Here is a 21492-nt window from a genome sequence, read left to right on the forward strand (position 1 = left end):
GATAATGGCGTCATGGCGAACGAGAAGCTCGGTGAGGCCCTGCGGCTGCTGGGGATCGGTCCGGAGGCCGTCCGCGTCTACGGCAGGCTGCTCGACATGGGGCCCGCGCCCCTGAGCGCGATCGGCACCGCCGCCGGTCTCGAAGGGGCAGCGCTGGCGGAGGCGTACCGCGAACTCGTCGACTCCGGTCTGGCGAGCACCGCCGAGGAGGGAAGGGACGTCGTGGCCCCGGTGCCGCCGGCCGCCGGCCTGGAGATCCTCGGGCGGCGGCGGGCGGCCGAGCTCGACGAGTCCCGGATCACGGTCGGGGGCGCCTTCGACTCGTTCCGCCGGCACCGGCTCGCCGGGTACCACGACCCGCTCGTGGAGGTCGTCACCGGCGACGCCATCGGACTGCGGATGCGCCAGGCCTGGGCGAGCGCGCGGGAGCAGATCCGGCAGTTCGACTCGCCGCCGTACTTCCCGCTCGAAGGCGCCACCGACGACGCGCTGGCCACCCTCGCGCGGGGGGTGACGCAGCGCGTCGTGTACTCGCGGGAGTCGCTGGAGTACCCGGGGCAGCTGGAGAACGCCATCGAGCCGTGCGTGGAGGCCGGCGAGCAGGCGCGGGTACTGCCCTCGGTTCCGGTCAAGCTGCTGATCATCGACGACGCGTACGCCCTGGTCGCCCTGGCGATCAGGGAGACGGACGTCTACAACACCATGCTGGTCGTACAGCCGTGCGGGCTGCTCTCGGCGCTCGTGGCGCTGTTCGAGCAGGCCTGGCAGAGCGCGCTGCCCCTGCACGGCCGCACGGCGCGGCCCGCCGCGCTGCTCCCGGCGGACCGTCGCCTGCTCCGGCTCCTCGCGGCCGGAGCGAGCGACGAGGTGATCGCGCGGGAGATCGGGGTCAGCCGCCGCACGCTGTTCCGCCGGGTGCAGATCCTGATGGCCCGCCTCGGCGCTACGAGCCGCTTCCAGATGGCGTTGCAGGCACAGCGCTCGGGGTGGCTGTGAGCGGCCCGGCGGCTGCCCCCTCCCCCGCGGGTACGCCCTCCGGGGCGGTGCGGGCGAGCCGCTGCCACAGATAGGTGTGGACGAGCGCGCTGTTGTGCGCCGCCTGCTCGTTGTCGCCCGCGCCCGCGTGGCCGCCGCCCGTGTTCTCGTGGAACAGCACCGGGTGACCCAGCTCCCGCAGCCGCGCCGCCGTCTTCCGGGCGTGTCCGGGGTGCACCCGGTCGTCGCGGGTGGAGGTCATCAGCAGGACCGGCGGGTACGCGCGGTCCGCCGCCAGCCGGTGGTACGGGGAGAGTTCGTGGAGGTGCGGCCGGTCGGCCTCGTCGTCCGGGTCGCCGTACTCGGCGATCCACGACGCGCCCGCGAGGAGCTTGTGGAAGCGGGTCATGTCGAGCAGCGGCACCTGGGCGACGATCGCGCCGAACAGCTCGGGGTGACGGGTGAGCATGGCGCCCATGAGCAGGCCGCCGTTGCTGCCGCCCTTAGCGCCCAGCATGGCCGGGGTGGTGGTCCCCCGTGCGACGAGGTCCTCGGCGACGGCCGCGAAGTCCTCGAAGGCCCGGGGCCGTTCGGCGCGCAGGGCCGCCTGGTGCCAGTCGGGGCCGTACTCGCCGCCGCCCCGGATGTTGGCGATGACGTAGGTGCCGCCGCGCTCCAGCCAGGCCCGGCCCGTGACCGCCCCGTAGAACGGGGTGAGGGAGACCTCGAAGCCGCCGTACCCGTAGAGCAGGGTGGGGCCGGGGCCGGTGGTGGTGCGGTCGGGTCCGATGACGAAGTACGGGACCCGGGTGCCGTCCCGGGAGGTGGCGAAGTGCTGTCCGACGGCGAGGCCGCCGGTGTCGAAGCGTTCCGGGGCCCGCTTGATCGCCTCGGACCCGGCGCCGATGCGCCCGAAGCGGAGCGTGGAGGGCTGGAGGAAGCCGGACACATCGAGGAAGTACTCGTCGGAGACGTCCGGGTCCGTGCCGAAGACGCTGACCGCAGACAGGGCGGGGACCCCCGCGAGCGGGTCGCGCGTCCAGCCGCCGCCGTCGGCGGGGGTGAGCACCTCGACATGGGTGCTGACGTCCCGCATCGTCTCCAGGACCAGGTGGTTCCGGGTCCAGGTGTGTCCGGCGAGCGCGGTCCGCGCGTCCGGCGTGAACAGCACCTCGTGGGTCCGGTCCCCCGCCAGGAACCCGTCGAGGTCGAACGCGAGCAGGGAGCCCGTGGGCCGGTCCAGCCACGCGGACTTCAGGGTGACGATCAGGTGCTCGCGGTGCGCGTAGGCGACGGCGTCGTCCGGCACGTCGATGCGTACGCGGGTGCCGTCGGGCCGCAGCAGGTGGGTCTCGCTGCGGAAGAAGTCCACCGAGCGCCCGACGAACTCCCGCTCGAAGCCGGGCGTGGTGTCGCGGTACCCCCAGGCCGCCACGTCGCCCCGGTCGGCCTCGAAGACGAGTTCGGCGTCCTCCACGGGAGTCCCACGCCGCCATCTGCGGACCGTGCGCGGGTACCCGGAGTCGGTGAGCGAGCCAGGTCCGAGTTCCGTACCGACCAGGACGGTGTCGGCGTCGACCCAGGAGATCCGCGTCTTGGCCTCGGGCAGCCGGAACCCGTCCTCGACGAACTCCCCGGTGAGGAGGTCGAATTCACGGACCACGACGGCGTCGCCGCCGTCGCGCGAGAGCCTGACGAGGGCCCGCTCGAAGTCGGGCCGCCGCACCCGCGCCCCGTCCCAGACCCACTTCTCGCCCTCCGCGTCGGCGAGCGCGTCGACGTCGAGGAGGACCTCCCACTCGGGCTCGTCCTCCCGGTACCCCTCCAGGGTGGTGCGCCGCCACACACCGCGTACGTGCTCGGCGTCCCTCCAGAAGTTGTAGAGGTACGCGCCCCGCCGCACGGGGTAGGGAATCCGGTCCGAGGCGTCGAGCACCTCGCGCAGCCGTGTCTTCAGCGCGTCGAACCCGGCGTCACCGGCCACGTCACGCGCGGTCTCGGCGTTCCGCTCGGCCACCCACGCGAGCGCCGCCTCGCCGGAGATGTCCTCCAGCCACAGGTACGGGTCGTCCCCGTTCGCCTTGTCCATGGCTCTACTGTCCGCCCTCGCGCCGCAGCCGGGCCGCGAGGTGGTGCCCCAGAGGCCTGCCGACCGCCGCGAGGTCGTGGACGAAGTCGAGCGTGCCGCCGTCCGTGAGGGTGTAGCGCCGACGGCTGGCGTCGACCTGCTTGGCGGTGGGGGCGAGGGCGACCTCATGGGTGGTGAGGTCGATCGCGCCGTCCTCGGCCCGGCCGACGAGGATCTCCGCGATCCCGGTGGGCTGGGTGATCAGCGCCTCGATGTGCCCCTCCGGCTTGAGCCGCCACCAGCCGCTCTCGCGCGCGGCGGGCCGCAACGGGGTCCCGTCGGCGTCGATCAGCCAGGCGCGGGCGTCGTAGTGCAGGAAGGGCCGCCCGTCGTGACTGAAGGTGACCTCCTGCGCGTACGTGAACTCCTCGGCGAGCGTCGGGTACCCACCGCGCCCCCGGCCGGTCCACACTCCGAGGAGTCCGGTCACCGGCGCAAGCAGCTCGTGCGGCGCGGGCGCCTCGTCCGCCCGGAAGGCGTCGGGGTAGGGGAACTTCCGGTCGCGGTCGGACATGCGCTGCGCTCCTGGGTCGGGACGTGTGCCGGTGGGCAGCTTAGACCGACCGGCAAATTGGGCGGTGGAAGAAGGAGCGGGGCTGGGTGCGTGCAGCTGCGAGGCGGAGGATTGAGGCATGGCGGAGCCATGGGGATTGACGACAACGCGGCAGATGTGCGTGCCCAGCCCCGCGACGCCGCCCCCCATTTGCCGGTCGGTCTCAGGCGGTGGGCGGCAGGTCGGGCGGGGAGCGCGAGTCCGGGAGCTGCGGAGCGGGCGCCGGGTGGCGGGGCGCCGGGCCGCTCGCCGGCGCGCCGTCCCGCCGCACAGGGCGGTCCACCGATGCTCAGCGCCGGTCGCCGCGCGCCCAGCCCGCTCCCCCGCGCCGGGCGACCCGCCACCTCCCCCACCTGCCCGCCGCTCCCGTCCATGGGGCGAGACGCCCGTTGACCCGGCGCGTCGGCGCCGCTACCTTCGCGCCATGTCGCGTACAGCCCTGCTCACCACGCGCGGTCACATCGACCTGCTGCGGGTGGCCTCCGCCGCGTGTCGCCGCGGTCGCTGACGCCCCTTCGCCCTCTCGTCCCTGACGCTCCGTCCGCCGTGCGCGCGTGCCCGCTCTGCGCCCACGGCCGCTGACGCGTACCCCCGCCTGCTCTCCTCCGGAGTCCCGCCATGACGGTCGACCATGCCCCACCCCCTTCACCGCCCGATATCTCACCTTTGCCCCGTCTGGACGTCGAGTCGCTGACGCCCGGCCGGGGGCCCGGTCGCGGCCGTGGGCGCGGACCGCGCACTGGTGATGCGGGACGGCGTCATCGCGTACGACACGACCGTCGGCCTCGACCGCCCCCGCTCCCTCGGCGATCCGGCCCTCGCCCCGCTCCGAAGCCGCCTGCTCTCCGAACTCGGCGTCGGTGAAAGCGAGTTCGCAGGAAAGGCGGCCTGAACGATGACCGCCCCGACCACCGGAACGAGTGACCAGTGAAGTCCTTCCGTCTGTCCACCGCGGCCCTGCTGCTGCCGCTCGCACTCGTCGCCTCCGCCTGCTCCGGCGCCTCCGCCGCGGGCCCGTCGTCGAACTCCGACGGCGAGGGCTCCCTCGTCCTGAACGTCGGCGACCAGAAGGGCGGCGCCGAGGCGCTGCTCCAGCCGGCCGACGCGCTGGCCGCGTTCACCACCGGCAAGGTGGACGCCTGGGCGGTCTGGGACCCGTACACCTCACAGGTCCTGCTCAGCGGCAAGGGACGGGTGCTCACCGACGGGCGCGGCCTCGTCAACGGCCTCGGCTTCCAGGTCGCCGCCCCGGCCGCGCTCGCGGACCCGGCGAGGGCGAAGGCCGTCGGCGACTTCGTCGAGCGCCTGCGGCGGGCCCAGGGCTGGGTGTTCGAGCACCCCGAGGACTGGGCGAAGGTCTGGGCGAAGGAGACCGGCCTGCCGTACGAGGTGGCCCTGGCCGCCGTGAAGCGCAGCAACGGCACCCGTATCCCGGTGGCCCTCGACGACGCCGCCGTCGCCTCCGAGCAGCGGATCGCCGACACCTTCGCCTCCCTCGGGCTGATCCCGCGCACCTTCCGCTTCGCCGACTACGTCGACCGCCGTTTCAACAAGGACCTGCCGCCGTCCACCACCCCGGCGCGCAGCTACCGAAAGGCCTCCTGATGACCGTCCATCTGCACTGGTTCCTGCCGACCGGCGGCGACGGCCGGACCCTCGTCGACCGGCACGCCTACACGGACGGCGGGATCACCCGCGCCCGTGCCGTGTCGGGGGTGCGGGCGCCCGACATCGACTATCTGATCCAGATCGCCAAGGCGGCCGAGCAGCTGGGCTTCGAGGCCGTGCTGACCCCGACGGGCACGTGGTGCGAGGACGCGTGGCTGACCACGGTCGCGCTCGCCCAGCACACCGAACGCCTCACGTTCCTGGTGGCGTTCCGGCCCGGAGTGATCTCGCCGGTGCTGGCGGCCCAGATGGCGTCCACGTACCAACGGATCACCCGGGGGCGGCTCCTGCTCAACGTGGTGACCGGCGGCGACTCCACCGAACAGCGCCGCTTCGGCGACCATCTCGACCACGACCGGCGGTACGCGCGCACGGCCGAGTTCCTCTCGGTGGTGCGGGGCGCGTGGAGCGGCCGGCCGTTCGACTTCGAGGGCGAGCACTTCCGGATCGAGGGCGGGCTGACCGCGCTGCCGCCGGACCCGCTGCCCGAGATCTTCTTCGGCGGCTCGTCGGCGGCGGCCGGCCCGGTGGCGGCGGAGCACGCGGACGTCTATCTGACCTGGGGCGAACCGCCCTGGCAGGTGAAGGAGAAGATCGACTGGATCCGGGGGCTCGCGGAGGAGCGCGGCCGGACGGTCCGCTTCGGCATCCGGCTGCACACGATCTCCCGCGACTCCTCGCGCGAGGCCTGGGCGACGGCGGACCGGCTGCTCTCCGACCTCGACGCGGAGACGGTGGCCGCCGCGCAGCGGGTGCTCGGCCGCAGCGAGTCGGTGGGCCAGCAGCGGATGCTGGCGCTCCACCGGGGCGGCTCCCTCGGCCGCGACCAGCTGGAGATCTCGCCGAACCTCTGGGCGGGCGTGGGTCTGGTACGGGGTGGGGCGGGCACCGCGCTGGTCGGCAGCCACGCCGAGGTCGCGGACCGGATCGAGGAGTACCACGACCTGGGCGTGGAGCACTTCGTGCTGTCCGGGTACCCGCATCTGGAGGAGGCGTACTGGTTCGGCGAGGGCGTGCGGCCGGAGCTCGCGGCGCGCGGGCTGCTGCCGGCGTCCCCGGTCTCCCCGCTCCTCGGCGTCCCGGCCGTGAACGGCCGTCCGGCCTCGGCACCGGGGGGCGCGCCGCTGCTGGTGCCCGGCGGACGGTAGACGCGGGCGGCGGACGGGAAGATCCGCGCCCCCGTCCCGGTTGGTAGAACCGTGAACGTTTTCGGGGCACAAGAGGTCGCGTCGGCAGAGGTGCGCGCCATGGAGGTCGTCGTCATCGGCGCCGGACAGGCGGGGCTCTCGGCCGCCTTCCATCTGTCCCGGTCCGGCCTGGAGCCGGACCGGGACTTCGTCGTCCTCGACCACGCCCCGCACCCGGGCGGCGCCTGGCAGTTCCGCTGGCCCTCGCTGACGTACGGCAAGGTCCACGGGATGCACGCGCTGCCCGGGATGGAGCTGACCGGTGCCGACCCGGCGCGCCCCTCGTCCGAGGTGATCGGGACGTACTTCGACACCTATGAGCGGACCTTCGGCCTGCGGGTGCACCGCCCGGTCGACGTCACCGCCGTCCGGGAGGGCGAGGGCGGCCGGCTGCGGGTCGAGACCTCCGAGGGCACGTACGCGACCCGTGCCCTGATCAACGCCACCGGCACCTGGGACCGCCCGTTCTGGCCCCGCTACCCGGGGCAGGAGACCTTCCGGGGACGCCAGCTGCACACCTCCGGCTACCCCGGCCCTGAGGCATTCGCGGGGAAGCGGGTGCTCGTCGTGGGCGGCGGGGCCTCGGGGACCCAGCACCTGATGGAGATCGCGGAGGTCGCCGCCGAGACGTTCTGGGTGACCCGGCGTGAGCCCGTCTTCCGGGAGGGCCCCTTCGGGGAGATGGAGGGCCGGGCGGCCGTCGCCCTCGTGGAGGAGCGGGTACGGCGCGGGCTGCCGCCGCAGAGCGTCGTCTCGGTCACCGGGCTCCCCCTCAACGACGCGATCCGCGCGGCCCGCGCGGGCGGGGTCCTGGACCGGCTGCCGATGTTCGACCGGATCACTCCGACCGGGGCGGCCTGGGACGACGGCCGGACGGTCGACGTGGACGTGATCCTGTGGGCGACCGGCTTCCGGGCCGCGATCGACCATCTGACCCCGCTGCGGCTGCGCGAACCGGGCGGCGGCATCCGAGTCGAGGGGACGCGTGCGGTACGGGACGAGCGCGTGCACCTCGTCGGTTACGGGCCCTCGGCCTCGACGATCGGCGCCAACCGGGCGGGCCGGGCGGCGGTCTCCGACATCCGCCGCCTCCTGGAAGGCCGCACCGCGCGCCCCACGACGGCGGACGCCGCACCCGATCGGACCGGCGCGGTCGACCTGACCGACCCGGTCGACCAGGTCGTCCCGGCCGCCCTCTGACCGGCCTCCGTCTCAGCTCTTCTCCGCGCCCCGGTTCGCGTTGAACTCGGCCACGTTCGCCTGGTGAGCCGCGTAGTCGGCCGTGAAGCGGGTGTCGCCGGGGGCCACCGTGACGAAGTAGAGCCAGTCGCCGTCCGCCGGACGGACCACCGCGTCGAGCGCCTCGTCGCCCGGGTTGCCGATCGGCGTCGGCGGCAGGCCCTTGCGTTCGTAGGTGTTGTACGGGCTCGCGCTCCGGGTGTCCTCGTACGTCGTGTCCACGGTGCTGCGGCCCAGCGCGTAGTTGAGGGTCGAGTCCATCTGGAGGGCCATGCCCCGGGCCAGCCGGTTGTGGACGACCCGGGCGACCTTCGCCATGTCCTCCGGGTTGTCGGCCTCGGCCTGCACGATGCTGGCCGCGATCACCGTCTGATAGACGCTGAGGCCGTGTGCCTTCGCGCCCTCGACGATCCGCGCGGCACCGAACCGCTTGGCCGCCGTGTCCACCATGAAGCGCAGCAGCCCCTGGGGGGTGGTGGCGCCGAGCACGGGATAGGTCGCGGGGAACAGATAGCCCTCGGGATTGCCTCCGGCGGCCGGGGGGAGCGCCAGGGAGGTGCCGGGAGCGGTCGCGGTCTTCCGCGCGGTCCCTTCGGGCAGTCCGAGCGCCCGGTCGACGGCCGTGTAGATCCGGCCGGCCCGCCAGCCCTCGGGGACGAGGAGCGTACGAGGCTGTTCGACCGCAGGTTCGTCCTGCGAGAGGAGCAGCGGGACGGTGACCGCGGTGGCGACGGCGAGGACGGCCCCGAGGAGCAGCGCCAACCGGCCGCGCCGGGTGAGGCGGGGGCGGCGGGGCGGACGGGGCCCCCGGGCCAGGGACGGGAGCCGGGAGCGGCGGCGTGGGGGTGCGTACGGTGACGGCGGCCGGTACGTCATGGCCGCACGCTAACCCGGCTCGAACCGGAATCCGGGGAACCGCGCACGCGGCGGCGCCGCCGACCCCCTGGGACGGGGGACCGACGGCGCCGGGCACTGCGATCGTCAGACGAGCCATCCCAGGAAGTGGAGGACGCCGGCGAGCAGGTTGGTGATGACGTTCATGGTGGTGCTTCTCCTCGTACAGGTACATCAGTGGGACTGTGCGGTCACGGTCTGCAGCCCGTCGATCGCACAAAGCAATCTTCCGATGCCGTACGGGAGTTGGGCAACGAATCCCGGCACGATCACACGTTCTGGGGAACAACCGCTCCCACGTTCGTTTGTTCGCCGCCGCTCGTGGTGTCCAGGAGGCTCCGCGCGTCCCGGCGGACCAGAGCCGCGTACCGCCCGTCGCGCGCGAGCAGTTCCTCATGGGTGCCGCGCTCGGCGATCCGGCCCGCCTCGAGGACGACGATCTGGTCGGCGTCGCGGACGGTGGAGAGCCGGTGGGCGATGGTGATCGTGGTGCGGCCGGCCGACAGGGCGTCGATGGCCTGCTGCACAGCGTGTTCCGTGCGGGTGTCGAGGGCGCTGGTGGCCTCGTCGAGGATCAGCACCGGCGGGTCGCGCAGGATGGTCCGGGCGATGGCCAGGCGCTGCTTCTCGCCGCCCGAGAAGCGGTGGCCGCGCTCGCCGACCAGGGTGTCGTACCCGTCGGGCAGGGAGGCGATGTGCTCATGGATCTGGGCGGCGCGCGCGGCGGCCTCGATCTCCTCGTCGGTGGCGTCCGGCTTGGCGAAGCGGAGGTTGTCGGCGACGGAGGCGTGGAACAGGTACGTCTCCTGGGAGACGACGCCCACCGCGCGGGCCAGCGTGTCGAAGTCCAGGTCACGCACGTCCACGCCGTCGAGCGTGACGCGGCCGTCGGTGACGTCGTACAGCCGGGGCACCAGATGGCTGAGGGTCGACTTGCCGGAGCCGGTGGGGCCGACGACGGCCAGGCTGCCCCCGGCGGGGACCGTCAGGTCGATGCCGTCGAGGGTGGCGCGGCCCGCGCCCTCGGGGTCGTACCGGAAGACGACCTTCTCGAAGGAGACCTCGCCCCGGACCTCGGGGAGCCGGACGGGCTCGGCGGGCTCGGTGATGTCCACGGGCAGGTCGAGGTACTCGAAGATGCGCTGGAAGAGCGCGAGCGAGGTCTGCATCTGCACACCGGTGGAGAGCAGGCTGACGGCGGGCCGGAACAGGCCCTGCTGGAGCGAGACGAAGGCGACGAGCGTGCCGAGCGAGATCGCGGTGCCGCCCGAGCCGAGGGCGATGCCTGCGGCCCAGTAGATCAGGGCGGGCATCGCGGCCATGACGATGCCGATGGTGGACATCCGCCACCGCCCGGCCATGGAGGAGCGCACTTCGAGGTCGACGAGCCGCTCGGACTCCTCCGCGAAGGACCTGGTCAGCGAGTCGGCACGGCCCATGGTGCGGCCGAGCAGGATGCCGCTGACCGAGAGGGACTCGGTGACGGTCGCGGCCATGGCCGCCATCTGCTTCTGGCGCTGGGTGGTGATCCGCTTGCGCTCGCGGCCCACGCGCCGGCTGATCCAGACGAAGACGGGCAGCAGGAGCAGCGAGACGACGGTGAGGCGCCAGTCGAGGGCGAGCATGGCGACGACGGTCGCGACGACGGCGGTGAGGTTGGAGACGAGGGAGGTGGCCGTGGAGGTCACCGTCGCCTGCATGCCGCCGATGTCGTTGGCGATGCGGGACTGGACCTCGCCGGTGCGGGTCCGGGTGAAGAAGGCCAGCGGCATCCGCTGGAGCTGCTCGTACACCCCGGTGCGCAGGTCGTGCATGACGCGCTGGCCGACGGTGGTGGAGATCAGAGTCTGGAGCACACCGAAGACGCTGGTCAGGACAGCGGTGGCGATCATGCCCAGGGCGAGCAGGCTGAGCAGCCCGGTGCGGCCCTGGGGGATCGCGGTGTCCAGGATCTCCCTGAGCAGGAAGGGCGAGGCGACCGAGACGAGCGAGGCGGCGCCGACCAGGAGGCCGACGAGCACGAGGCGCGCGCGGTAGGGGCGGAAGAGCCCGAGGATGCGCCGCAGCTGCGCGGGCTCCTTGGGCTGGGCGGAGTCGCGTGGCGGGGGCGTCCAGTCGGACTGGTCGTGGGGGCGCATGGGCTCCTTCGAGGGTTCGGTGATGCCGATGAGAGCATAGGTCATTGTTACCTATGCTCACAATGAACATGGTCCTGATATTGTTCCCGTATGAGCACCTCCGCCGTCCCGACCGGATTCGACCGTCCGGGGGAACCCGACGCCGACGGCCTCCTCGCCGAGCAGCTCCTCCGGCTCACCCGGCGCCTGCACCGCATCCAGAAGCGCCACCTCGAACCGGTCGGCATCACACCCGCCCAGTCACGGCTGCTGCGGACCGTCGCACACTTCGGTGAACCGCCCCGGATGGCCGACCTCGCGGCCCGCCTCGAAGTCGTCCCGCGCGCGGTGACCAGTCTCGTCGACGGCCTGGAGGCCGTCGGCCGGGTCCGCCGGGTGCCCGACCCGAACAGCCGCCGGGTGGTCCGGATCGAGCTCACCGACGAGGGGCGCGCCACGCTGCGTGAGCTGCGCAGCGCGCGCCGGGCGGCCGCAGAGGACATCCTTGCTCCATTGACCGTCGAACAGCGCGAGGAACTCGGAGGTCTGCTGTCCGCCCTGGTCGACCCGGGTCCGGAGGGCGGCTGCTGACCCCCGGGGGTGGCCTGCCCGCACCGGCAGGGGCACTCCCCGGGACCCGGGCGCGCCGAAGGGGAGCCGTGACATGCCGCTGCTTGAGCCGAACCCGCAGGCCCTGCGCCCCGGGACGAAGCGGACCCCGGCCCCGGACCGCGTGCCGGAGCTCCAGGCCCGGGGGACGCCGAGGCGGCTGCGCGAGGAGCTGACCGAGCTGCTCGGCCCGGAGAAGGTCCTGTCGAAGATCTCCGACCTGGTCCGCTACGCCTCGGACGCCAGCCCGTACCGCTTCGTCCCGCAGGTCGTCGTGGTCGCCGAGGACATCGACGACATCTCCGCCGTCCTGTCGTACGCGCACGGCAAGGGCCGCGAGGTCGTCTTCCGTGCGGCGGGGACCAGCCTCAACGGCCAGGCGCAGGGCGAGGACATCCTCGTCGACGTGCGCCGCCACTGGGTGGGCGTCGAGGTCCTGGACGGCGGTGCGCGCGCCCGGATCCGTCCCGGCACCACCGTCGTACGGGCCAACGCCTCGCTCGCCCCGCACGGGCGGGTCCTGGGGCCCGACCCGGCGAGCGCCATCGCCTGCACGATCGGCGGGGTCGTCGCCAACAACGCCTCGGGCATGACCGCGGGCACGACCCGGAACTCGTACCGGACCGTCTCCTCGCTCACCGTCGTGCTGCCGAGCGGGACCGTGGTGGACACGGCCGGCCCGGACGCCGACGAGGAGCTGGCGCGCGCCGAGCCCCGGCTGTGCGCGGAGCTGGCGGCGCTCAAGGCGGAGATCGAGGCGGACGCCGGGCTGACCGCCCGGATCCGGGCCAAGTACGCCATCAAGAACACCAACGGCTACCGGCTCGACGCCTTCCTCGACGGCGCGACGCCCACCGAGATCCTGCGGGGCCTCATGGTCGGCTCCGAGGGCACCTTCGGCTTCATCTCGGAGGTCGTCTTCGACACGCTGCCGCTGGACCGCGAGGTCTCCACGGCGCTGCTCTTCTTCCCTTCGCTGCCGGCGGCGGCGGAGGCCGTGCCCCTGTTCAACGAGGCCGGGGCGCTCGCCGTGGAGCTGATGGACGGCAACACGCTGCGGGCCTCGGTGAGCGTGGCGGGCGTGCCGGCGGACTGGGCGGAGCTGCCCAGGGAGACGGCGGCGCTGCTGGTCGAGTTCCGGGCGCCGGACGCCGCGGCGCGCGAGGCGTACGAGGCGAAGGCGCGGGAGGTCCTCACCGGCCTTGACCTGGTGGCTCCGGTGGCCTCCGTGGAGAACGCGTTCACCCGTGACCCGGGGAAGATCTCCGGCTACTGGAAGGCCCGCAAGGCCTTCGTGACGGCGGTCGGCGGTTCGCGGCCCTCCGGTACGACCCTGATCACCGAGGACTTCGCGGTGCCCCCCGCGCGTCTCGCGGAGGCCTGCGCGACCCTGCTCGAACTCCAGTCGCGGCACGGTTTCGACGCGGCCGTGGCCGGTCACGCGGCGCACGGCAACCTGCACTTCCTGCTGGCCTTCGACGCGGCCGACCCCTCCGACGTCGAGCGGTACGCGGCCTTCATGGACGAGTTCTGCAAGGTGACCGTGGAGCGCTTCGACGGCTCGCTGAAGGCGGAGCACGCCACCGGGCGCAACATCGCTCCCTTCCTCGAGCTGGAGTGGGGCACGAAGGCGACCGAGCTGATGTGGCGGGTCAAGGAGGCGATCGACCCCGGCGGGGTGCTCGCCCCCAGGATCGTCCTCGACCGGGACCCGCAGGCCCATCTGCGGGGTCTGAAGACGATCCCGGCGGTGGAGCCGATCGCCGATCCCTGCATCGAGTGCGGCTTCTGCGAACCGACCTGTCCCAGCAATGACCTGACGACCACCCCGCGCCAGCGGATCGTGCTGCGCAGGGAGATGATGCGGCAGGCCGACGGCTCCCCCGTCGAGGCCCGTCTCCTGGAGTCGTACGGCTACGACGCCGTCGATACCTGCGCCGGGGACTCCACGTGCAAGCTGGCCTGCCCGGTGGGCATCGACACCGGGGCGCTGATGAAGGAGTTCCGGCACGAGCGGCACTCGCCGCGCGAGGAGCGGGTCGCCGCCCTGGCCGCGAAGAACTTCCGGGCGGTGGAGGCCGCCGCCCGGCTCGCGGTCGGCGCCGCCGACCGGATCGGCGACCGGGTCCTGGAATCGGTGACGGGCCTGGCCCGCAAGGCCGTCCGCCCCGACCTCGTACCGGAGTGGCTGCCGGAGATCCCCGGCGCGGCGGCGCGGCGGCTTCCCCGCACGCACCGGCCTTCGGCCGCCGCCGTCTACTACCCGGCCTGTGTGAACCGCATCTTCGGCGGTCCGGAGGGCGAGCCGGGACCGTCGCTGCCCGAGGCCGTGGTCGCGGTGTCGGCGCGGGCCGGGCGGCCGGTGTGGATCCCCGAGGACGTGGCCGGAACCTGCTGCGCGACGATCTGGCACTCCAAGGGGTACGAGCGGGGCAACGAGGTGATGGCCAACCGGATCGTCGAGGCGGCCTGGGGCTGGACGGCCGGCGGCAAGCTGCCGCTGGTGGTGGACGCCTCCTCGTGCACGCTCGGCATCGCGCACGAGGTGGTGCCGTACCTGACGGCGGACAACCGGGAGCTGCATGCCGAGCTGACGGTGCTGGATTCGCTGGTGTGGGCGGCGGACGAGCTGCTCCCCCGGCTCGACGTGCGCCGCCGGGTCGCTTCCGCCGTGGTCCATCCGACCTGCTCGATGCGGCATCTGGGCGACGAGGACCGGCTGACCGCGTTGGCCGGGGCCTGCGCGGAGGAGGTCGTCGTCCCCGTCGACGCCGGCTGCTGCGCCTTCGCGGGTGACCGGGGGATGCTGCACCCTGAGCTGACGGAGTCGGCGACGGCCAGGGAGGCGGCCGAGGTCACCTCCCGCCCCTTCGACGCGCATCTCTCGGCCAACCGGATGTGCGAGATCGGGATGGACCGGGCGACGGGCCGCACGTACGGATCGGTGCTGCTGGCCCTGGAGCGCGCGACGCGCCCCTGACCGTACGTCAGGGGCTCAGCCCTGACCGTACGTCACAAAGCCCAGACAGAAGGGCTCCTCACCCCGGCCGGTGAGGGGCCCTTCGTACGTTCGGGTGACGGTCGGTGTTCGCTACGGCTCGGCGGGAGATCCGGAACAGTAAAGTCCAACTACCCGTCACAAGAGTCCTGTCGGCGCCCTTGCGCGCCGTCGGACACCAGGGCCAGGGTCCTGTGCGGGATTCATGAAACAGCCGTGCACACCGTCCGGGAGGTTCCATGAACGAGCAGAGTCCGCACGTCCCGAGCCGCCGCAAGGTCCTCAGGAGCACCGCCGCGGCCGGCACGGGCCTCGGTATCGGCGCCCTCGGCGGCATCGACGCCCAGGCCGCCACCGCGGCCGCCCCGGCGGCGCCACCGGAGACCGCCGCCGGATCGGCCACCGCCCCCCGGCGCCGCGGGGCCACCATGGCCGGGGTGCCCTTCGAGGGCCGTTCCACCGTCCGTGTCGGGCTGATCGGCCTCGGCAACCGGGGCAACGGCATGATCGGCCTCTATCTCGCCCTCCCCTGGGTGCGGGTGGTCGCCGTCTGCGACCCGGTGCGCGAGAAGGCCGAGCGGGCCGCCGCGAAGGTCGTCGCCGCCGGGCAGCCCGCGCCCGCCGTGTACACCCACGGCGAGGAGGACTACGAGAACCTGTGCGCCCGCTCCGACATCGACTTCGTCCATGTGGCCACCCCCTGGGACAGTCACTTCGCCATCGCGCGGGCCGCGATGCTGAACGGCAAGCACGTCGGCGTGGAGTGTCCGGTCGCGATGCGGCTCGACGAGCTGTGGGAGCTGGTGGACCTCTCGGAGCAGACCCGCCGCCACTGCATGCAGCTGGAGAACTGCTGCTACGGCCGGAACGAGCTGCGGGTGCTGCGGATGGCGCACGCCGGGAAGTTCGGCCGGCTGCTGCACGGGGCGGGGGCGTACAACCACGACCTGCGGGGGCTGATGTTCTCCCCCACGTACTACGAGGGCCCGTGGCGCCGCCTCTGGCACACCAGGCTGCGCGGGGACCTGTACCCCAACCACGGCTTCGGTCCGGTCGCCAACTACATGGACGTCAACCGGGGCGACCGGGTGGTGAGCATCAGCAGCTTCGGCACCCCGGCGCTCGGCCTCGCCGAGTACCGGGCGGAGCACATGCCCTCCGGCGACCCCAGCTGGAAGGAGACGTACATCGAGAGCGACCGGACGATCAGTCTGGTCCAGACGGCCCTGGGCCGGGTGATCCGGCTGGAGCACGACGTCTCCACCCCGCACCCGTACAGCAGGATCAACAGCCTGGGCGGCACGCGGGGCGTGTTCGAGGACTATCCGGAGCGGATCTACATCGAGCCGGACCACCGGAACGACCAGTGGGGTGACTTCTCGGCGTACGCCGGCGAGTTCGACCACTGGCTGTGGAAGGACCACGCCAACCCGCCGGGCGGCCACGGCGGCATGGACTACATCATGGTCTACCGCCTGATGCAGTGCGTGCAGCTGGGGCTCGTACCGGACTTCGACGTCTACGACGCGGCCACCTGGACGGCTCCGGTGCCGCTCAGCCACGCCTCGATCAAGGCGAAGGGCGCGCCGCAGGAGATCCCCGACTTCACCCGGGGCGAGTGGAGCAAGGCCCGCGCGGGGATGGACTCGGCGCGGCCCGTCTGAGGTGTGCGGTGCCCGGCTCCCCCGGTGGGGGGCCGGGCACCGCCGTGTTCAGCAGCGCCGCAGATCCTCGGTGAGCGTCCCCTGAACGGTCGTCAGGCTCCGGTCGTAGCAGCCCGCCGAGCCGTGGAGCCGGTAGCGCTCGGTGGTGGTGCCGACCGCGTGCCGCTGGTCGCGCGGTACGCCCGTGGTGTACGTCGCGTCCCCGGTGTACGTGTCGTCGAGCCGCGACCAGGAGAGGCGCCGCCCGTCGCGTACGACGGCGGTGTCGGCGCGGTCCCCGAGGGTGAGGACCGTCCGCAGCCGGTCACCGGCGCCGATCGTGGTCTCGCCGTCCATGGTGTACGTCCGGTCGGTGCGGGTGACGGTCCGGCCCGAGGTCACGGTCTCCCGGTCGGTCCAGCGCGCGGTGAACGCGTCCGGGTTCTCGTCCGGGCCCCAGCGGTGGACGGAGTCACCGGTGACGGTCCGGCTCACGGTGGTGTCGACCCGGCCGTGCGAGGTGTTCAGGTGGCCCGCGACGGTGAGCCGGTGGCTCGCCTCCGTGTCGACCCGGTGCGGCGAACCCGCCGTGTACACCGACGAGTTGATCGGGACGCTCTCCTCGTGGCGGTCGAGGCCGCCGGTGACGACCTCGCTGCCCTCGTCCTGCCAGAGCAGCACGTTGGTCGGGGTGGACCAGCCGGCCAGGTCCGCCGGGACCCCGGCGACGGCGACCTCCACGCGATGGGCGTTGCCGTCGTTGAGGAGCGCGGCGAAGGGGGTCAGGTCGTAGACGACCGGCTGGACGTCGAAGGCGCGCGGCCCGGGGGTGACGTACCAGAGGAAGGGGTTGGACCAGCCGCCGGTCCAGACCGTGGGGAAGGGGGCGGCGATGCCGGCGAGGCGTCCGTCGACGGAGACGCGGACCTCCCGGTGCGGTCCGCCGGTCGCCCGGCAGGAGTAGGGGGCGGCGTCGGGGACGGAGAGGTACCAGTACTCCTCGCAGCCGCCGCCGGAGCCGGTGGCGTACACCTCGGCGAGGACGCGTTCGGTGTTGCGCGGGGTGGTGAGGGTGGAGCCGGTGAGCGGGACGACCCGGTCGGGGGTGCCGGCGGCGGGCTTCACCCGGCCCCGGGCGGTGTGGAAGGTGAGGGTGACGCGGACGTCGATGACCCCGGTGTAGGTCTCGTTCACGACATTGCCGATGAGCATCTCGACGGGCCCGGGGCGGCTGAGGGTGTCGCGGTAGCGGGTGACGTCCTTCTCGACCGACCAGGCGATGCCGTCGGGCGAGGGCTGGGGCGTGGAGGTGCGGAGGATCTCCACGCCGCCGACGGAGAGATGGCCGAGCCGGTCGTACTGGCGGCCCTTCACCTTTCCTTCCAGACGGAGGACGACCTTGTTCCAGCGGGTGCCGCACTCCTTGGGCGGGGTGTAACTCCCCTGGTAGGGCGTGAAGTCGCGGAACTGCGCGGCGGCGAGGGTGACCTCGCAGCCGCGGGTGCCGGGGGCACCGACGGGCGGGGCGGCAGTGACCGGGTCGTGCCAGTCACTGGTGAACTCGGCCGGGGGCGTCGGACCGTTCGGGCCCTCGGCGGCGGCCGGGTGCGCGCCGAGCAGGGCCCCGGCGGCGAGGACCAGGCCGCCGAGCATGCTCATGATCTTGAGTGATCTCATGGGGCGGAAGTGAAGCGCGGTCGTGCGGCGCGGTCCAGAGGACGATGAGCGGACATGGCGCGATCTGTTCCCTCTTGGGGAAATTCGATTGCCGCTCCCCGGTGAAACCGCGAACCTTGCACGGTTTCCACACCGCCGTCGCACACCCCCGGCGCGCGTTCCCCCAGACAAGACCCGGAGACCCTGGGACGCCATGCAGATTCGAGATCTTCCCTATGCCGACCCAGGGGTCCCCGATGTCCGTTCGGGCACCCGGTTCCTCGTCTGGCTCGGCCGTCAGCAGCTCGGCGGGCAGGTGAAGTCCCTGCTCTGGGGACTGCTGCACCATCTGGGCATCGCCGGTCTTCCGCTCGGCATCGGCATCGCCGTCCAGGCCGTCGTCGACCGCGACGGCGGACGGCTGGCCCTCGCCGGGGTGCTGCTCGTGGCGCTCGGGGCCGCCATCTCCCTCGGCGACGTGATGCTGCACCGCACCGCCATCACCAACTGGATCACGGCCGCCGCCCGGGTGCAGCAGCTCCTCTCCCGCAAGACCGCCGAACTGGGCTCCGTGCTGACCCGGCGGGTCGCCGCCGGCGAGGTGGTGGCCGTCTCCACCGGCGACGTCGAGAAGATCGGGTGGTTCGTCGAGGCGCTGTCCCGGTTCGCCGCGGCAGCCGTCGTCCTCGTGGTCATCTGCGTGGGCCTCGTCGTCTACCAGCCGGCCCTGGGGATCCTGGTCGCCGTCGGCCTCCCCGTCATCGCGCTCGCCGTGCTGCCGCTGCTCCCCCGCGCGACCCGCCGGGCGGACGTCCAGCGCGAGAAGGCGGGCAAGGCCACCGAACTGGCCTCCGACACCGTCGCCGGACTCCGGGTGCTGCGCGGCATCGGCGGCGAGGAGCTGTTCCTCGGCCGCTACCGCGCCGCATCCCAGGAGGTCCGCGCGGCGGCCGTGCACAGCGCCCGGATGTGGGCGCTGATCGCCGCCGTCCAGGTCGTGCTGCCCGGCCTGCTGATGATCGGCGTGGTGGCGTACGGGACCCGGCTCGCGCTCGACGGGCGGATCGGGGTCGGCGAGCTGGTCACGGTCTACAGCGCCGTGGCCCTCACCCATCACGCTCTGCGCAACTTCGAGGAGATCGCGATGGCGTACTCCTTCTCGCGGCCCTCAGCGAAGCGGGCCGCCCGGGTCCTCGCCCTCAGCCGTACGAGCACGACCACGGACGGGCACGGGGACGGGGAACGGAAGGCGACCGGCGACCTGTACGACCCGCTGACCGGGCTGCGCGCCCCGGCCGGCCTCCTCACGGCCGTGGTCTGCGGTGACCCGGACGTGGCCGGAAGGCTCGCGGACCGGCTCGGCGGGCACCCCGCCGAACCGGACGCCGACCACACCTCGGTACTCCTCGGCGGGGTGCCGCTCGACGAACTGCCGCTGACGGACGCCCGTACCGTCGTCCTCGTCCAGGACAAGGACCCGGTGCTGCTCTCGGGCACCCTGCGCGAACTGCTCGACGTGCCCGCCTCGGGCGCCGTCCCGGCCGAGGCGGCGCTCGCCGCCGCCCGGTGCGAGGACGTCCTCGACGCCCTCTCCCAGGCCTCCGTGGACACCGACGGGGACCCGATGCGCACCCGCATCACCGAGCGCGGCCGGTCGCTCTCCGGCGGCCAGCGCCAGCGTCTCGCGCTCGCGCGGTCCCTGGTGGCCGACCCGGAGGTGCTCGTCCTCGACGAGCCCACCTCGGCGGTCGACGCCCACACCGAGGCCGCCGTCGCCACCGGCATCAGGGAGCTGCGCAGGACCAGGACCACCGTGGTCCTCGCCTCCTCGCCGCTGCTCCTGGACCGCGCCGACCGGGTGGTCCTGGTGCACGAGGGGCAGGCGGTCGCCGTCGGCACCCACCGCGCGCTGCTCGCCGCGGAGCCCCGCTACCGCGCCGTCGTCACCCGCGAGACCGAGGAGGAGCTCGCCACCGCGTCCCGCGGCGCGGGCGAACTCGAAGCACTGGAAGGGGAATCGGCATGATCGGCCTGGCGCCTCCGGAGTACGACCCGGCGGCCCCGAAGACGGCGACGACGTTGCCCGTCGCGAGGACCGCCACCGTCCGCGGCTACGTCCGTGAGCTGCTGCGCCGGCACCGCCGGGCGTTCGCGCTGCTCATCGGGGTGAACGCGGTCTCCGTGATCGCCTCGATGGCCGGCCCGTACCTGCTGGGTTCGGTGGTGGACGGCCTCGCGGACGGGGCGCGTGACCTGCGTCTGGAGCGTACGGTCGCACTGTTCGCGGTCGCGCTGCTCGTCCAGACCGTGTTCGTGCGGCTGGTCCGGCTGCGCGGGGCGATGCTGGGCGAGGAGATGCTCGCGGACCTGCGCGAGGACTTCCTCGTCCGCGCTGTCGGACTGCCGCCGGGCGTGCTCGAACGGGCCGGGACCGGCGATCTGCTCTCCCGGATCACCACGGACGTCGACCGGCTCTCCAACGCGATGCGCGAGGCCGTGCCGCAGCTGGCCATCGGCGTCGTCTGGGCGGGGCTGCTGCTCGGCGGCCTCGCGGTGACGGCGCCGCCGCTGGCGCTGGCCGCGCTGCTCGCCGCGCCGCTGCTGATCGTGGGCGCCCGGTGGTACTTCAAGCGGGCACCGTCCGCCTACCGCTCGGAGTCCGCGGGATACGCGGCGGTGGCCGCCGCGCTCGCCGAGACGGTCGACGCGGGCCGCACGGTGGAGAGCCACCGCCTCGGCGCCCGCCGGATCGCGCTCTCGGACCGCCGGATCTCGGAGTGGGTGGCGTGGGAACGGTACACATTGTTCCTGCGCTCGGTGCTCTTCCCCGTCGTCAACCTCACCCATACGACAGTGCTGTGCGCGGTGCTGCTGTTCGGCGGGGTGTTCGTGCTCCAGGGCTGGATCGACGTGGGGCAGCTGACCACGGGCGCGCTGCTCTCGCAGATGCTGGTCGACCCGATCGGGATCGTGCTGCGCTGGTACGACGAGCTCCAGGTCGCGCAGGTGTCGCTGGCCAGGCTCGTCGGCGTCCGGGACATCGAGCCGGAGGCGGGCGACGCGGAGGTGCGGCCGGAGGGCCGGGCGGTCCGCGCGGACGAGGTCCGGTTCGGCTACCGCGAGGGCGCCGACGTGCTGCACGAGGTGACCCTGACGGTGGCGCCGGGCACCCGCCTCGCCCTGGTCGGCCCGTCCGGCGCGGGCAAGTCCACCCTCGGCCGGCTGCTCGCGGGGATCTACGCCCCGCGGACGGGCACGGTCACCCTCGGCGCCGCCGAACTGGCCCGGATGCCCGCCGAGCGGGTCCGCGAGCACGTGGCCCTGGTCAACCAGGAACACCATGTCTTCGTGGGCTCGCTCCGCGACAACCTCCTCCTGGCCAGGACCGGCGCCACCGACACCGAGCTGTGGGCCGCGCTCACGGCGGTGGACGCGGAGGTCTGGGCCCGGGGCCTCGACGAGGGCCTGGACACGGAGGTCGGTTCGGGCGGCCGGTCGCTGACCCCGGCGCAGGCCCAGCAGATCGCGCTGGCCCGGCTGGTCCTCGCGGACCCGCACACCCTGGTCCTGGACGAGGCGACCTCGCTGCTCGACCCTCGCGCGGCCCGGCACCTGGAACGCTCGCTGGGCCGGGTCCTGGACGGGCGGACGGTCGTGGCCATCGCGCACCGGCTGCACACCGCGCACGACGCCGATCTGATCGCGGTGGTCGAGGAGGGCAGGATCAGCGAGCTGGGCAGCCACGAGGAGCTGGTCGCCGCGGACGGGGCGTACGCGGCGCTGTGGCGGTCCTGGCACGGCTGATGTGCGCGGACCCGCGAGGGC

At 73.3% G+C, this 21492-nt stretch carries 14 protein-coding genes and 1 pseudogene; 10 read left to right on the forward strand and 5 right to left on the reverse strand.

The features are described from left to right. Positions 1 to 12: 12 nt before the first annotated feature. A complete protein-coding gene (locus V4Y03_RS03195) occupies positions 13 to 996 on the forward strand; it encodes a helix-turn-helix transcriptional regulator (RefSeq protein ID WP_317876122.1) in 984 nt (327 codons plus the stop codon). Here the strand turns inward: V4Y03_RS03195 and V4Y03_RS03200 are convergent. Further along, the gene (locus V4Y03_RS03200; protein ID WP_332433921.1) at positions 944 to 3064 is read right to left on the reverse strand and encodes a prolyl oligopeptidase family serine peptidase; all 2121 of its coding nucleotides are present in this window, start codon (positions 3062 to 3064) and stop codon (positions 944 to 946) included. The genes V4Y03_RS03195 and V4Y03_RS03200 overlap by 53 nt on opposite strands. Positions 3065 to 3068: 4 nt before the next feature. Continuing rightward, a complete protein-coding gene (locus tag V4Y03_RS03205; RefSeq protein ID WP_332433922.1) occupies positions 3069 to 3617 on the reverse strand; it encodes an FABP family protein in 549 nt (182 codons plus the stop codon). Positions 3618 to 4383: 766 nt separating this feature from the next. Here V4Y03_RS03205 and V4Y03_RS03210 point away from each other — a divergent pair. The 4 genes and pseudogenes from V4Y03_RS03210 to V4Y03_RS03225 all read left to right on the forward strand — a co-directional run. Continuing rightward, a pseudogene (locus V4Y03_RS03210) lies at positions 4384 to 4548 on the forward strand (sulfonate ABC transporter ATP-binding protein); the annotation flags it as partial. Positions 4549 to 4583: 35 nt separating this feature from the next. Then, entirely contained in the window at positions 4584 to 5261 is a 678-nt protein-coding gene (locus V4Y03_RS03215; RefSeq protein ID WP_332433923.1) for a hypothetical protein, read from the forward strand. Further along, positions 5261 to 6472: an LLM class flavin-dependent oxidoreductase gene (locus tag V4Y03_RS03220; RefSeq protein ID WP_332433924.1), complete on the forward strand. Its 1212-nt coding sequence runs from the start codon at positions 5261 to 5263 to the stop codon at positions 6470 to 6472. Before V4Y03_RS03215 ends, V4Y03_RS03220 begins: the two co-directional genes overlap by 1 nt. Before the next feature lie 99 nt (positions 6473 to 6571). Further along, positions 6572 to 7711, forward strand: a complete 1140-nt coding sequence (locus tag V4Y03_RS03225; protein ID WP_443079722.1) for an NAD(P)-binding domain-containing protein — start codon at positions 6572 to 6574, stop codon at positions 7709 to 7711. A gap of 12 nt (positions 7712 to 7723) precedes the next feature. On the opposite strand, the gene mltG is transcribed toward V4Y03_RS03225, so the two are convergent. Beyond that, positions 7724 to 8626, reverse strand: coding sequence for an endolytic transglycosylase MltG (gene mltG / locus V4Y03_RS03230; protein WP_332433925.1), 903 nt, complete (start codon positions 8624 to 8626; stop codon positions 7724 to 7726). 287 nt (positions 8627 to 8913) lie between these two features. Then, positions 8914 to 10782, reverse strand: a complete 1869-nt coding sequence (locus V4Y03_RS03235; protein WP_317876719.1) for an ABC transporter ATP-binding protein — start codon at positions 10780 to 10782, stop codon at positions 8914 to 8916. A gap of 90 nt (positions 10783 to 10872) precedes the next feature. On the opposite strand from V4Y03_RS03235, the gene V4Y03_RS03240 reads away from it, so the two are divergent. From V4Y03_RS03240 to V4Y03_RS03250, 3 genes are all read left to right on the forward strand, one after another. Further along, on the forward strand, positions 10873 to 11352 hold the full coding sequence (locus V4Y03_RS03240; protein ID WP_317876715.1) for a MarR family winged helix-turn-helix transcriptional regulator: 480 nt from the start codon (positions 10873 to 10875) through the stop codon (positions 11350 to 11352). A gap of 73 nt (positions 11353 to 11425) precedes the next feature. Then, a complete protein-coding gene (locus V4Y03_RS03245; protein WP_332433926.1) occupies positions 11426 to 14350 on the forward strand; it encodes an FAD-binding and (Fe-S)-binding domain-containing protein in 2925 nt (974 codons plus the stop codon). 257 nt (positions 14351 to 14607) lie between these two features. Further along, on the forward strand, positions 14608 to 16032 hold the full coding sequence (locus V4Y03_RS03250; protein WP_332433927.1) for a Gfo/Idh/MocA family protein: 1425 nt from the start codon (positions 14608 to 14610) through the stop codon (positions 16030 to 16032). 48 nt (positions 16033 to 16080) lie between these two features. Here V4Y03_RS03250 and V4Y03_RS03255 read toward each other — a convergent pair whose 3' ends face one another. Next, complete coding sequence (locus V4Y03_RS03255) at positions 16081 to 17688, reverse strand: peptide-N4-asparagine amidase (protein WP_332433928.1); 1608 nt, start codon at positions 17686 to 17688, stop codon at positions 16081 to 16083. Positions 17689 to 17881: 193 nt separating this feature from the next. Here V4Y03_RS03255 and V4Y03_RS03260 point away from each other — a divergent pair, with 193 nt between their 5' ends. Beyond that, positions 17882 to 19693, forward strand: coding sequence for an ABC transporter ATP-binding protein (locus tag V4Y03_RS03260; protein ID WP_332433929.1), 1812 nt, complete (start codon positions 17882 to 17884; stop codon positions 19691 to 19693). Next, positions 19690 to 21471: an ABC transporter ATP-binding protein gene (locus V4Y03_RS03265; RefSeq protein ID WP_317875936.1), complete on the forward strand. Its 1782-nt coding sequence runs from the start codon at positions 19690 to 19692 to the stop codon at positions 21469 to 21471. Before V4Y03_RS03260 ends, V4Y03_RS03265 begins: the two co-directional genes overlap by 4 nt. The last annotated feature ends 21 nt before the right edge of the window (positions 21472 to 21492 follow it).

Origin of the sequence: Streptomyces sp. P9-A4, assembly GCF_036634195.1 — a bacterium.
Taxonomy (GTDB): Bacteria; Actinomycetota; Actinomycetes; order Streptomycetales; family Streptomycetaceae; genus Streptomyces.